This window comes from Salinicola acroporae (assembly GCF_003206615.1).
Taxonomy (GTDB): Bacteria; Pseudomonadota; Gammaproteobacteria; order Pseudomonadales; family Halomonadaceae; genus Salinicola; species Salinicola acroporae.
In genome coordinates this window covers 118467-131747 of sequence record NZ_PZJW01000001.1, presented here as the reverse complement: position 1 = coordinate 131747, position 13281 = coordinate 118467, and the positions used below count along the sequence as shown (strand labels likewise).

Genomic DNA, 13281 nt, shown 5'->3' with positions numbered 1-13281 from the left:
ATTTGTAAGGATTTTGTGGCTTTTATGGTGAGCCGATGCGGCGGGAATTATTGGCAATCGTTGTTGTAATTCCTGAGGAATTCAGCGCTGGGTGATGTGATCGAGACGCCATGAACCTTTCCGATCGGAAAGGTTCATGGCGTCCATTCGTCATCGATCTATAGACCAAAGTCTAATCACGTGGTGATCGGTCGTGCCGGCCGGGAAATGGCGTTCATGCGCGCCGAATCACGAGCTGACTGGCACCGTTGCCCTTGGGTTCGACTCGAATCTGCAGCGGGATCCGCTCGTGCATCTCCTGCACGTGGGAGATCACCCCGACCCGGCGGCCCTGGGCCTGCAGGCCATCGAGGGCATCCATCGCCAGCGCCAGCGACGCCGGGTCGAGGCTGCCGAAGCCCTCGTCGATGAACAGCGACTCGATCGCCAGCTGGTGCGAGGCCATCGAGGCGAGCCCCAGCGCCAGCGCCAGCGACACCAGGAAGGTCTCGCCGCCGGAGAGCGAGTGCACCGAGCGCCGCTCGTCGGCCATGTCGCCGTCGATCACCAGAATGCCCAGCTCGCTGCCGCCACGCGCCAGACGGTAGCGCGGCGTCAGGGCCTGCAGGTGCTGGTTGGCGTGGGTCAACAGGTGGTCGAGATTGTAGGCCTGGGCGATCCGCCGGAAACGCTTGCCATCGGCGCTGCCGATCAGGCCGTTGATCCGCTCCCAGCGCTGCACCTCCTGCGCCGCCGCCTCGCGCGCCTGGGCACCCTCGCGCTGGGCCTGGCGACGGCGGTCATCTTCGCGCAGGCGGTGCTGGGCAGCGTCCCGGGTTTCCTGACGTTCGTCGCGCTGGCGGATCAACGCCTGCGCGGTCTCGCGTTGGGTGGTCAGACGCACCGATAGCGCATGGGTGCTCGTCTCGTCGAGCAACCGCGCCGTGTCCGCTTCTGGCAGCAACCGACGGCGCTGATCTCGTAGCGCCTCCCGGCGCTCCTCGCGCTTGATGCTCGCGGCGTTTCGCTCGCGTTCCTGCTGCGCCAGGGTATCGCGAAGCTGGCGGTGATCGTCTTCGCTGGCGGCCAGCAAGCTATCGATGCGTTCATCGTCTAGCTTCGGCCGCGCCGCACGCCAGGCCTGCCAGGCGCCATCGAGAGCGGCGAATTCCGTCTGTGCCTCGGTCTGGCGCTGCTCGAGGTCCGCCACGCGTTGAGTCGACTGCGTGTGCGCCTGGGTCAGGTTCTGCCAACGCGTCTGGCACGTTTCCAGAGCCGCCTCCGCATGCTCTCGGCTCCGTTCCAGGGCGGTTTGCCAGTCGTTGACCGACGCATGTTGACCCAGTCGAGCCGACAGTTGCCGCGAGATCTCGTCGTACGCCTGCCGAAGCGCGGGCAGTGAGGCTTCCAGCGCTTGCCGGCGTTCGAGGCTCAATGATCGACGCTCCTCCAGCCGGCCGAGTTCCAGCGAGAGCTGCTGCCATTCGGCCTCCAGCGGCTGGAGGGCGCGTTCGGCTTCATCGAGCGCACCTAGCTGATCGCTGGCCTCGCGCCACTGCTGGGTGAGCTGCTGCTGGCGTGACTCGAGCCAGTGATCGGCGTTCCCGCTCTGGCGCAGGGCGGATGCGGCGCTGTGGGCATCGATGACCTGCTCGGCATGCTCGAGCTGGCGCGCCACGGTCTCGAGATGGCTTTCCCGCTCTTGCAGGCCCTGGCGGCAGGCGCGGTAGTCTGCGCTGCACTGGTGATAGACCTGATGAGCGTTCTCGACTTTGCGGCGTTGATCGGCGAGTTGCGACTGCTCCTGGCGCTCGATCGCCTCGATCAGTGTGGCGTCGGGTCGAGATGGCGGCGAATGGCGGTATGGGTGATCGATGCCGCCGCAAACCGGGCAGGGCTGGTCATCGCTCAACTGCTGTCGCAGTCGATCGACCGCATCGCTGCGGGCGGCGTTGGCACCTTCTATCTGCTGGCGGACCGCAGTCTCCTCGGCCTCGGCAGCGGTGAGCTGCACCTTCGCGCGCTTGCCCTGGGTTTCCAGATCCGCCAGTCGCTGGCGTTCGCTCTGGAGCTGGTGCCGCGTGGTGCTGTGCTCCTGGCGCAGGCGCTCACCCTCGCGCCAGTCCTGCTGAAGGGTCTGAAGGGCCTGCAGATCATGCTGGGCCCGATCGCGCCGATCATTCAGGGCGCTGCGGGTGTGATGAGCGATCTGGCGTGAATCCGCGCCTTCGCGCTCGCCGAGAAGGCCAACGAGCGTCGCACGCTGTCGCTGCAGCCGCTGTTCGAGTGGCTGGCGGGACGCCACCAGTTGCCGGTGGCGTTCGTCGTCGGTCTTGCTCGTCTCGGCGAGCTGGCGGTGTTCCTGCTGCTGCTGCTCCAGTCGTTGTCGCTGGTTTTCGAGATCGGCCGCCAGCCGACGGGCCTGTTCCAGTTCGGGCTGCGCGGCCTGATAGGCGTTTCTCGCCTGCTCACGCGCGTCTCGTGCCGCTTTCAACTGTGGCTCGAGCATGCGCCGTTCGGTATCGCACGCTTCCAACTGGCGTCGTTCGTCTGCCAGTGTCTGCCGGCGGGTGGTCAGCGACCGTTCCAGCGCCTGACGACGTTCGGCACGCTCGCGCCAAGGCGCCAGGTCGTCGAGTTGCGCCAGTCGGTCTCGCTGCGGTTGGCTCTGCTGCCACGCCTGTTCGACTCGATGCCATTCCGAATCGGCCTGCTGCCACGCCTGATGAAGCTGGGCATCGCGTTCGAGTTCGACGCCCTGGGCTTGATGGCGGTTCAGCTCCGCCTGCAGCTTGGCCAGCGCCTGCTCCTCGTCCCGGGCCTGGCGTTCGAGTTCAGCACGGGTCTCGGCGTCCACTGGCAGGGCGTCGGCGAGCCTGGCCTCGATGGCATCCAGACTGGTTCTGGCATCTCGCACCCGCTGGTAGGCGGCCTTGGATATCTCGGAGTAGTGCTGGGTGTCGGTGAGCCGTTCGAGCAGTTCGCTGCGCTCATTGTCGTCCGCCTTGAGAAAGGCGGCAAACTCGCTCTGGGCCAGCAACACGGCGCGGGTGAACTGGTCTAACTTCAGGCCCAGGCGTTCGGGCAGCAGCTTCTCGAATTCCCGGGTCTGGGCGGTGAGCAGCTGGTTGGCATCCAGGTCGGTCAACGCTTGCTCGGCTTTCTGCAGGCTGCCGTCGACCTTGTCGCGGGCCCGTCGCACCGACCAGCGGGCGCGGTAGCGACGCCCGTCGCGACCGACGAAATCGACCTCGGCGAAGCCGCTGGCGCAGCCGCGCCGCAGCAGGGTGCGGGCGTCGGCGGTGGTCAGGGTGTCGGTATTGACGTCGGCGATCTGGGAATCCCGCCGTGGCGCCTGGCGCAGTCGCGGCGTGCTGCCGTAGAGCGCCAGACACAGAGCGTCGAGCAGGGTGCTCTTGCCGGCGCCGGTGGGGCCGGTGATGGCGAACAGCCCCTGGTCGGCGAGGGGCGAGACGGTGAAGTCGAGCTCGTGGCGACCGGCCAGCGAGGCCAGGTTCTCCAGCCGGATGGCGAGTATCTTCATGCGTCGACCTCGCTGTCCTGAACCTGTTGCAGCAGGGCGGCGAAATCGGCCAGCACGTCTTCCGGTGGCGTGTTGCCGTAACGACTCTGCCAGGTCCGCGTGAAGATCTCCTGCGGAGTCAGGCTGTCGAGATCGACGTTGGCGACGTCGTCGTCGGCCCCGCCGGCGTCGGGATAGCGGCTGTGAATGCGCAGCAGCCGCAGCGGCTTGTCGCCGATCGCCGCTTCGATCCGTGCGCGCAGGTCGGGGCGCGGCGCCTCGAGATCGACCCGGATCTCCAGCCACGGCCAGCGCTCACGCGGCAGGTCGTCATTGGCTCCCAGCGCCTCGAGCGCGCTCTCGATCTCCTCGAGGCTGCCCGGGCCGATGCGCTCCAGCGCCACGTGGCGGGGGATCGGCAAGCTCTCGATGGCCTCGAGTGCGTCGCCGTCCAGGCTCACTTCGAGCACCTGGTGCGGGTAGTGGCTCTCGCTGAAATCGAGCGGCAGCGGCGAACCGCTGTAGCGGATACGAGGCTCGCCCACCTGCTGTGGCCGGTGCAGATGGCCCAGCGCCACATAGGCGATCGAGGGCGGAAAGAGCGCGGCGGAGATCGCCTCCTCGCCGCCGATCACGATCGGCCGCTCGCTCGCCTCGGAGACGGCCGCGCCCTGCAGATGGGCGTGGCTCATCGCCACCAGCGCCTGGCCCGGTTCGCGGCGGGCCGCGGCGGCTTTGACCAGCTCGCGGTGGACGCGGGCGATGCCGTCGCGATAGTCATCGATATCGCCGCCGGTGACCTCGGCCGGACGCAGAAAGGGCAGCGCCAGGCACCAGGCGCGAATCGCCCCCGTGGCGTCGGGCAGCGGCACCAGCAGGTGGTCACTGTCGAGAGTGCCGTCGTCAAGCCAATGCACTCGCCCCAGGGCATGGGTCTTGAGGCTTTTCATCAGCGGCGCCGGCAACTCGATGCGCGAGCCGCTGTCGTGGTTGCCGGCGATCATCACGATCTCCAGCGTCGGCAGGGCGGCATGGGCGGCGACGATGAAGTCGTAGAGGAGCTCCTGGGCGCGCAGCGAGGGGTTGACCACATCGAACACGTCGCCGGCGATCAGCAGCGCATCGGGCCGGCGCTCGACGAGTGTCGCCAGCAGCCAGTCGAGAAAGGCGCGCTGTTCGACATGGCGCTCCTGGCCGTGGAAGGACTGGCCCAGATGCCAGTCGGCGGTGTGGAAGAATTTCACGATGCGGCGCCTTGTGACGTCTGAAAGAGTGAAGCGGCAAAAACGACGCCAAGTGTAACGCGACGATCGCCGTGGAGAAGATCGGCAGCGGAAAAGAACGACCCTGGGACAGATCGGAGGCGCGGCGCATTGGAGAGACGCGGGCGCCGTGACTAGGCTTCTGGACGTCGACAGCACGGGAGGGCAAGACGGCGATGGCACTACATGATTGGAATCTGACGCCGGAAGCGGCGATCGCCTTGCAGAAGCGACTGGCACCGAGCGTCAGGCGCGAGGATACGCTGGGCGAGGTGGGCCTGATCGCCGGCATGGACATCGGTTTCGAGCAGGGCGGGGAGACCACCCGCGCGGCGCTGGTGCTGCTCGAGTGGCCGTCGCTCGCGCTGGTGGAACAGGTGGTGCATCGCGAGCCGACGCGCATGCCCTACGTGCCGGGGCTGCTGTCGTTTCGCGAGATACCGGCGGCGCTGGGAGCGTTCGCGCAGTTGTCGCAGCGCCCGGGTCTGATCATGGTCGACGGCCAGGGCATCGCCCATCCGCGCCGTCTGGGCATCGCCTCGCACCTGGGGCTGTGGCTCGATCTGCCGACCATCGGCGTGGGCAAGAGCCGGCTGTGCGGCCAGTTCGGCGAGGTGCCGTCAAGCAAGGGCGAGTGGACGCCGTTGACCGACCGGCGGCGCGAAGAGGACCCAAGCGACGTCAGCGTCGATGCGCGCGGCCGAGTTACCATTGGCGCGGTGCTGCGCTCCAGGGAGGGGGTAAAGCCGCTGTTCGTGTCGCCGGGGCACCGTCTCTCATTGCCCACCGCCGTCGACTGGGTGGTGCGCTGCCTGGGCCGGACCAAGCTGCCGGAGCCGACCCGGCTGGCGGATCGGCTGGCATCGAGGAGGGGTGAAGTGGCGGCCAGCGGGCAGCTATCGCTGTAACCGTGCTGTCAGGCTAGACGATATCCAGCGACACCGGCTCCCGGGGCGCCGGGAAGGCGTCGTCGAGCCGGGTGAGATCGTCATCGTCGAGCTCGATGTTCAAGGCGGCGGCATTGGCGTCGACGTGCGCCAGGGTCGACGCCTTGGGGATGGCGACGACCGATCTTGGCCCCTCTCGGTGGCTGCCGATGGGACGAATGGTCCAGGCCAGCAGGATCTGTGCGGCACTGGCACCATGCTTGTCGGCGATCTCGTTGACCACCGTGGAGGAGAGCAGTTTGGCGCGCAGTCGACCGCCCTGGGCAAGCGGACAGTAGGCCATTACCGGGATATGGTGATCCTGCATCCAGGGAATCACGTCGACCTCGATGCCGCGGGAACCGAGGTGGTAGAGCACCTGATTGGTCGCGCAGTCGCCAGCGGCTGGCATTGCCTCCATGGCCCTGAGGTTGCCGGCATCGAAGTTGGAGACGCCGAACCGGCGGATCTTGCCCTGATCGCGCAGCCGCTCGAACGCCTCGAACGTCTCCTCCAGGGGAATGCTGCCGGGCCAGTGCAGCAGGTAGAGATCGAGCGTCTCGATCCCCAGTCGCTCGAGGCTACCTTCGCAAGCGGCGATGGCGCTGTCCCGGCCGGCGTTCCAGGGGTAGACCTTGGAGACCACGAAGGCGTCGTCGCGACGATCGCGTATCGCCTCGCCGACGACCTCCTCGGCACCGCCATCGCCATACATCTCGGCCGTATCGATCAGCGTCAGGCCCAGGTCCAGGCCATGCCGTAACGCTGCCACCTCCTGCCGGCGCGGCACCCGATTTTCGCCCATGTACCAGGTTCCCTGGCCGACCGCCGGCAAGGCGATCGATGGGGCGTTCCGGCATTCGGGCAATTCGATCCGTGGTGTCTGCCGTGGCATGGAAAACTCCCTGTCGGTTAAGGCACTACTGTTATGCTGGTCGCCACTCGCGAGTTTCGCAAACCCCTTTGTCGACAACCGTGTAACGTTGCTCGACTGGTGTGACCCGTCCGTTGGTTTCCTGTGAACGCGTTCGCGGTAAGGGTGAACGTCTCGCGGCCATCGTCCACCGGTTTCAGGAGAATCGCCATCGAACCGTCTGCGCTCATTCGAACCCGAACCTGGGTCGAATCCTTCGTCGTTGCCCACGACATCTGTCCCTTTGCCGGGCGCGAGATGCGTCGGGATGCCATCCGCTACGCGTTGGCCGAGGCCAGCGACCTGGAAGGGTTGCTCCACGAGCTCGTGGCCGAGTGCCGGCGTCTCGACGCGGACACCCGCCTTGCCACCACACTGCTGATCGCGCCGGTGGGCATGGACGACTTCGACGACTACCTGGACTGGCTCGAGCTGGCCGAGCGATTGCTGGAGGAACTGGGCTATGTCGGCATCTATCAGTTGGCCAGTTTCCACCCGGACTATGTGTTCGAGGGCGTGGCGGCGGACGACCCCGCCAACGCGACCAACCGTTCTCCCTGTCCGATGCTGCACATCCTGCGGGAAGCCGAGCTAGAGCAGGCGATCGCGCACCATGCCGATCCCGAGGGTATTCCCGAGCGCAACATGACGCTGTTGCGGGCCCCGGACTCGCGAGCCCTGGCGCGATCCCGAGAGTTGCTGGACCGATTGGCCGGCGAGCCCGGCGAATAGGCTATGCTGATCGGTGGCGCAGATGTCGTCTGATATCGCGCTCACGGTTTTCCATCGTTCCGTCTTTGAATCGTTCCTTTCGGAGAGACCATCATGCAGAGCGTGACGCGAGGCGGCGTGGCCGTCGAGGTTGGCGGTGATTTCCCCACCGTCGGCGACAGCGCCCCCGACTTTACCCTGACCAATGCCGAGCTCGAGGAGGTGTCGCTGGCGGACTTCTCCGGCCGATGCAAGGTGCTCAATATCATTCCCAGCGTCGATACCAAGACCTGCGCGATGTCCACGCGCAAGTTCAACGAGTACGCCAGCGGGCTCGACAACACCGTGGTACTGGTGGTGTCGGCGGACCTGCCGTTCGCGCAGAGCCGATTCTGTGGCGCCGAGGGGCTGGATCGCGTCGTCACGCTTTCCAGTTTCCGTCATCCCGAGTTCCGCGAAAACTACGGTGTCGCGCTGCAGAGCGGTTCCATGGCCGGACTGTGCGCCCGCGCGGTGATCGTGCTGGACGAGCAGGACACGGTCGTGCACGCCGAACTGGTCAGCGAGATCAAGAACGAACCCGACTACGATGCAGCGCTGACGGCCCTGAAGGGGTGAAGGGGAAACGGCGGGAGGGATGACCTCCGAGCAATGTGGTCTACACTGATCGTCGCCCATCCACTGCGATGGTCGATTGCATCGAAACGTCACATCAAACCAGAAGGAGCTGACGATGACGATCAAGAAATCCGGATCCGCCGAATGGAAGGGTAGCCTGAAGAAGGGCAAGGGTGTCGTTTCCACCGAGAGTGGCGCGCTCAAGCAGAATCCCTATGGTTTCAATACCCGTTTCGAGGGCCAGCCGGGTACCAACCCTGAAGAGCTGATCGCCTCCGCCCATGCCAGCTGTTTCTCCATGGCGCTGTCGATGATGCTGGGTGAGGAGGGCATCGAGCCCGATAGCATCAAGACCGACGCGACCGTGATCATGGAGCAGGACGACAGCGGCTTCACCATCACCGAAGTCCAGCTCAAGACCGTGGCCAAGATTCCAGGTGCCGAGCAGGCGACCTTCGACAGCGCTGCCCAGAAGGCCAAGGAAGGGTGCCCGATCTCCAAATTGCTGAATGCCAAGATCTCGCTGGATGCCAAGCTGGAAAGCTGAGCCCCGGCGATGGGAAGAACCGGCCCACGAGGCCGGTTTTTTTGCGCCGGGTCGGCCCGCCCTCCGAGCGGCGGCGCTGACGGAACCGGCAAAGTCTGGTAATGTCGTGGCCCCTTCATGCGCCGGGCGGCATCCTCTGTCGAGCATCCGTGACGCACGTTGGCTACCGGACAACTGCACGTTTCAACGCCTCAGAAAAAGAACACGGCCATGGCTAACGCACCTCAATACGATGCGGCTCCGTCGCGTCCCTTGTCACGCGGTGACATCAAGATTCTGTCGCTATCCGCCCTGGGTGGCGCGCTGGAGTTCTACGACTTCATCATTTTCGTCTACTTTGCCACCGTGATCGGGCACCTGTTCTTCCCGCCCGAAATGCCGGAGTGGCTGCGCATGGTCCAGACCTACGGCATCTTCGCCGCCGGCTATCTGGCGCGGCCGCTGGGCGGCATCATCATGGCGCACTTCGGTGACCTGCTGGGCCGCAAGCGGATGTTCACGCTGTCGATCTTCCTGATGTCGGTACCGACGCTGCTGATCGGCTGCCTGCCGACCTACGACAGCATCGGCTACCTGGCGCCACTGCTGCTGGTGTTGATGCGGATCCTGCAGGGCGCGGCGGTGGGCGGCGAGGTCCCCGGCGCCTGGGTGTTCGTGACCGAGCACGTCTCGCGCAAGGACGTGGGCCTGGCCTGTGGCACGCTGGCTTCCGGGCTGGTCGCCGGCATCCTGATCGGGTCGGTGATCTCGGCGTTTCTGAAGTCGTACTACACGCCGGAGGAGATGAACGCCTACGGCTGGCGGGTGCCGTTCCTGATCGGAGGCGTGTTCGGCTTTCTGGCGGTCTATCTGCGCCGTTACCTGGAAGAGACGCCGGTGTTCGCCGAGATGCGCGCCAAGAAAGCGCTCTCCGAGGGCTTGCCGGTCAAGCGCGTGCTCAGCCGCCATCTGGACAGCGTCGTGCTGTCGATGGCGGTGACCTGGATTCTCACCGGCGCGGTGGTGGTGGTGGTGCTGATGACGCCGAGCCTGCTGCAGACGCTCTACGGCATCGACGCCTCGCTGGCCAATGTCTGGGCCATCGTCTGCGTGATCATCGGCTGCGTGGTCTCGGGCTGGTGCTGCGATCGCCTCGGCAGCGGGATCACGATCATCGCTTGGAGCCTGCTGCTGGGCGTAGGCTACTGGGTGATGATGCACACGGTGCCGACCAGCCCCGAACAACTGACGCCGCTCTACTGCCTGGCCGGTTTCGGCGTCGGCATCGTCGGCGTGGTACCCACCATTGCGGTCAAGTCGTTCCCGGCAGCGGTGCGGTTCTCGGGCCTGTCGTTCTCCTACAACGTCGCCTACGCGATCTTCGGGGGATTTACCCCGGTGGTGGTGTCGACGTTGATGGCCAGTCATCCCGCCGCGCCGGCCTACTATATCGCCGCCCTGGCGGCGCTCGGCGTGGTGATCGGCCTGTTCCTGCTGCGCGCGCCAAGCGGGCAGCGTCTGGCGTTGATGCAGAACTGATTTCGCGGCGGTCTCGCGCTTGACCGGCCAGCGCCACCCGGGGCCGGAAACCCGGTGGCAGCGACGACCGCCTGTCGACCGATAATCAAGATGGCGCCACCCGCGGGTGGCGTATTTCGTGGAAGAAACCGTGGCCCATACACCGCTATCCGACAATGCTACCGGCGCGAGCGCCAGCCGGCCTCTATCGCGAGACGACGTCAAGACGCTGTCGCTTTCCGCGCTCGGTGGTGCGCTGGAGTTCTACGACTTCATCATCTTCGTCTACTTCGCCACGGTGATCGGGCAACTGTTCTTCCCGCCGGACATGCCTGAATGGCTGCGCCAGACCCAGACATTCGGCATCTTCGCCGCCGGCTATCTGGTGCGCCCCCTGGGCGGCATCGTGATGGCCCATTTCGGCGACCTGCTGGGGCGCAAGCGGATGTTCACGTTGTCGATCTTCATGATGGCATTGCCGACGCTGGCGATCGGCTGCCTGCCGACCTATCAGGCCATCGGCTATCTGGCGCCGCTGCTGCTGGTGCTGTTGCGCATGCTCCAGGGGGCGGCGGTGGGCGGCGAAGTGCCTGGTGCCTGGGTATTCGTCACCGAGCATGTCCAGCGTCGTCATGTCGGGCTTGCCTGCGGCACGCTGTCGGCGGGGTTGGCGGCGGGCATCCTGATCGGTTCGCTGGTGTCGGCGGCAATGAAATCGCACTATTCGGCTGGCGAGCTGGCCGAGGGGGCATGGCGAATTCCGTTCGTGATCGGCGGGGGATTCGGATTGATCGCGGTCTACCTGCGCCGCTGGTTGCGCGAGACCCCGGTCTTCGCCGAGATGCGCGAGCGTCGGGCGCTCGCCGCCGAGCTGCCGGTCAAGGCGGTGCTTCGCGATCACCTGGGCGGCGTACTGCTGGCCATGGCTGTCAGCTGGATCCTGACCGCGGCCATCGTCGTGGTGATGTTGATGACGCCGCCCCTGCTGGCGGTGCAGTACGCCGGGCTGGACGCTTCGCTGGCCAATGTGGTGGCGATCCTGTGTCTGATCGTGGGCTGCGTGGTCGCCGGCTGGTGCGCCGACCGTTTCGGCAGCGGCCCGACCCTGATCGGCTGGAGCGTGCTGCTGGGCGCGAGCTACTGGCTGATGATGAGCGTCGTCGGCCAGCGCCCGGACCAGTTGATGCCGCTCTACGCCCTGGCCGGCTTCGCGGTGGGAATTACCGGTGCCATCCCGGCGGTGGCGGTCAAGGCGTTCCCGGCAGCGGTCCGGTTCAGCGGGCTGTCGTTCTCCTACAACGTCGCCTACGCGATATTCGGCGGCTTCACACCGATCATCGTCACCACGCTGATGCGCTGGTACCCGATGTCGCCGGCGATCTACGTCGCCGCGCTATCGGTCATGGGTATCCTCATCGGCCTGTTTCTGCTGCGCACCCGTGCCGGGCGCCGGCTGGCGATCATGCCGTGCTGACGCTTTGCCGAGGCTCTCAGCTTTTCTATAGCGCGATCAATTTTCCACTGTCGCCGGCTTACTCTTCGAGGCCGCATCCACCAGTGCCCGGATCAGCCGTTGTTGCGAGCGGCTGAACAGCAGGAACTCCGGATGCCACTGCACGCCGATGAGAAAGGGGTGGCGGTCGCTTTCGATCGCCTGCACCAGGTCGTCGCGGTCATGGGCGACCACCTTCAGCCCGTCCCCCGGCCGATCCACCGCCTGATGGTGAAGGCTGTTCACGTGGCAGTAGCGGCGGTTGAGAATGTCGGCCAACTGGCTGAACGGTTCGATCTCGATGCGCTTGCGCGGCAGCACCATGCGCCGGTTTCTGATGTGACGATAGGTCGTCTGGATGTCCTCGATCAGGCTGCCACCGCAGTGGATGTTGATGATCTGGGCGCCACGGCAGATACCCAGGATCGGTATCCGTTGCGGTAGATAGCGGGCCAGCAGTTCGAGTTCGAGCTCGTCGCGAGCGGGATCGATGCGCACGTCGAGTTGCATCTCGCCGCCATAGCGCTGGGCGCCGATATCGTCGCCCCCGCCGATGATCAGGCCGTCCACCGGGCGCTGCAGCGGGCGGGCGGGCGAAATGCGCAGCGGCCTGCCCCCGGCGCGCCAGACCGAGAGCCAGTCGCACCACCAGGCCAGGAAACTCTTGTGGTCCGAGGTTGTGATACCGATCAGCGGTCGGCCGGTCATCCGGGGCGACCCGGCTCGTCGTGTGCGGCCGGGTCTGGCGCGCGACCAGGCCATCAATGGCGCATCCAGTGGCGCAGCGAGTCCAGCCAGCGGCTCAGGGTCGGCTGGGCGAGATGCACGCGGTAGGCGGCGCTGCGCTCCGCCAGGCGGACCGGATCGGCGGCCAGGCGCTCGACTTCGGCCCAGCGATTCCATTCGACGCTTACGCCCCACTCGGGATCGGAGAGCGAGGCATTGGGAAGGCGGTAGTGATAGGTCGGCCGGGGTTTGACCAGCGTCTCCCGGAGCAGCGCGTTGGGGTGGCCGGGCATCAGCCAGGCGAACAGTGGCAGCAGATCCAGCTCCCGGTTGCGGGTCGGATTGGCGACCAGGTAGTCGTCGACCAGCGTCGGCAGCGTGGGAGCATAGTCCTGCGCCAGTATCCGGCGGGTGTAGTCGCTGTGGAACGGCCGGGTGTGCGGCAGCATGTCCCGCGTCACGTCCACGACGATCTCGTCGCGCAGCCAGTCGGCGAGTATGAGATAAGCGCGCAGATAGGCGATCACGCTCTCGACGTCGGGGGAGGGGATTTCCGGGTTGAGGTGGAGGCCGAAGCCATACAGCAGGCTGGCATCGGTGCCTTCCGCCCCATGTCGGCGCAGCGCCGCGAACAACTCGTCCAGGCGCTCCAGTTCGTGCCAGGGGATCGGCGGGCAGACAATCTCCGTTGGCACCAGGCCCGCTACCATGTCGCCGAGCCATTCGCGGGTGCGGCTGTGCAGGCTGGCACGCAGGTGCTCGCCGATGCCGGGCGGCTGGCCATCGACGGCGCGGGCGCGATCGAGCAAGCGCTCGTCGGGGTGAACGTACTTGCTGTCCAGTTCGACATGGAAGACGCCCCATGGGGTTCCGGTGACCTGAAGGCGATGCGCGCTGTGCTGCTCGACTCGACCGCCGAACGTCATCTCGACCAGGCGCGCTGCCTGGATGGGGCCGATACCGGCGAACTCGATCTCGACACCGACCCGACGCGGCTGACCGTCGGCATTGGTGGTGTACGTTGGCGCGGTGAGAGTCACGGTAGGCTCCTTGCCGATTGCTGTCGCCCTCAGGCTGTCGTCTGGAT

11 protein-coding genes are annotated in these 13281 nt (G+C 66.1%); 6 read left to right on the top strand and 5 right to left on the bottom strand.

Going from position 1 to position 13281, the window contains the following annotated elements:
- Positions 1-214: 214 nt before the first annotated feature.
- Positions 215-3523 carry an AAA family ATPase gene (locus tag DOM54_RS00570; protein ID WP_110714487.1) on the bottom strand — a complete coding sequence of 1103 codons (3309 nt, stop codon included), beginning with the start codon at positions 3521-3523 and terminating at the stop codon, positions 215-217.
- On the bottom strand, positions 3520-4746 hold the full coding sequence (locus DOM54_RS00565) for an exonuclease SbcCD subunit D C-terminal domain-containing protein (protein ID WP_110714486.1): 1227 nt from the start codon (positions 4744-4746) through the stop codon (positions 3520-3522). Before DOM54_RS00565 ends, DOM54_RS00570 begins: the two co-directional genes overlap by 4 nt.
- Before the next feature lie 194 nt (positions 4747-4940).
- Here DOM54_RS00565 and nfi point away from each other — a divergent pair, with 194 nt between their 5' ends.
- The gene (nfi, locus tag DOM54_RS00560; protein ID WP_110714485.1) at positions 4941-5672 is read left to right on the top strand and encodes a deoxyribonuclease V; all 732 of its coding nucleotides are present in this window, start codon (positions 4941-4943) and stop codon (positions 5670-5672) included.
- Positions 5673-5685: 13 nt separating this feature from the next.
- Here nfi and DOM54_RS00555 read toward each other — a convergent pair whose 3' ends face one another.
- Positions 5686-6585: an aldo/keto reductase gene (locus DOM54_RS00555; RefSeq protein WP_110714484.1), complete on the bottom strand. Its 900-nt coding sequence runs from the start codon at positions 6583-6585 to the stop codon at positions 5686-5688.
- Positions 6586-6729: 144 nt separating this feature from the next.
- On the opposite strand from DOM54_RS00555, the gene DOM54_RS00550 reads away from it, so the two are divergent.
- The 5 genes from DOM54_RS00550 (at position 6730) to DOM54_RS00530 (ending at position 11450) form a co-directional block, all read left to right on the top strand.
- The gene (locus tag DOM54_RS00550) at positions 6730-7335 is read left to right on the top strand and encodes a DUF1415 domain-containing protein (protein ID WP_240613718.1); all 606 of its coding nucleotides are present in this window, start codon (positions 6730-6732) and stop codon (positions 7333-7335) included.
- A gap of 93 nt (positions 7336-7428) precedes the next feature.
- The gene (gene tpx, locus DOM54_RS00545) at positions 7429-7932 is read left to right on the top strand and encodes a thiol peroxidase (protein ID WP_110714483.1); all 504 of its coding nucleotides are present in this window, start codon (positions 7429-7431) and stop codon (positions 7930-7932) included.
- A 115-nt stretch (positions 7933-8047) separates the two neighbouring features.
- The gene (locus DOM54_RS00540; RefSeq protein WP_110714482.1) at positions 8048-8479 is read left to right on the top strand and encodes an OsmC family protein; all 432 of its coding nucleotides are present in this window, start codon (positions 8048-8050) and stop codon (positions 8477-8479) included.
- A gap of 210 nt (positions 8480-8689) precedes the next feature.
- Positions 8690-9997, top strand: a complete 1308-nt coding sequence (locus DOM54_RS00535) for an MFS transporter (RefSeq protein ID WP_110714481.1) — start codon at positions 8690-8692, stop codon at positions 9995-9997.
- Positions 9998-10127: 130 nt separating this feature from the next.
- Positions 10128-11450 carry an MFS transporter gene (locus DOM54_RS00530; protein ID WP_110714611.1) on the top strand — a complete coding sequence of 441 codons (1323 nt, stop codon included), beginning with the start codon at positions 10128-10130 and terminating at the stop codon, positions 11448-11450.
- 36 nt (positions 11451-11486) lie between these two features.
- On the opposite strand, the gene DOM54_RS00525 is transcribed toward DOM54_RS00530, so the two are convergent.
- Positions 11487-12176 (bottom strand): gamma-glutamyl-gamma-aminobutyrate hydrolase family protein, encoded by a 690-nt coding sequence (locus DOM54_RS00525; RefSeq protein WP_110714480.1) that lies wholly within the window; start codon positions 12174-12176, stop codon positions 11487-11489.
- A 53-nt stretch (positions 12177-12229) separates the two neighbouring features.
- Complete coding sequence (locus DOM54_RS00520; protein WP_110714479.1) at positions 12230-13234, bottom strand: amidoligase family protein; 1005 nt, start codon at positions 13232-13234, stop codon at positions 12230-12232.
- Between the last annotated feature and the right edge of the window lie 47 nt (positions 13235-13281).

Coding starts and splice junctions, on each gene's coding strand:
- DOM54_RS00570 (WP_110714487.1), bottom strand. CDS start 3,523: ATGAAGATACTCGCCATCCGGCTGGAGAACCTGGCCTCGCTGGCCGGT.
- nfi (WP_110714485.1), top strand. CDS start 4,941: ATGGCACTACATGATTGGAATCTGACGCCGGAAGCGGCGATCGCCTTG.
- DOM54_RS00555 (WP_110714484.1), bottom strand. CDS start 6,585: ATGCCACGGCAGACACCACGGATCGAATTGCCCGAATGCCGGAACGCC.
- tpx (WP_110714483.1), top strand. CDS start 7,429: ATGCAGAGCGTGACGCGAGGCGGCGTGGCCGTCGAGGTTGGCGGTGAT.
- DOM54_RS00540 (WP_110714482.1), top strand. CDS start 8,048: ATGACGATCAAGAAATCCGGATCCGCCGAATGGAAGGGTAGCCTGAAG.
- DOM54_RS00535 (WP_110714481.1), top strand. CDS start 8,690: ATGGCTAACGCACCTCAATACGATGCGGCTCCGTCGCGTCCCTTGTCA.
- DOM54_RS00525 (WP_110714480.1), bottom strand. CDS start 12,176: ATGACCGGCCGACCGCTGATCGGTATCACAACCTCGGACCACAAGAGT.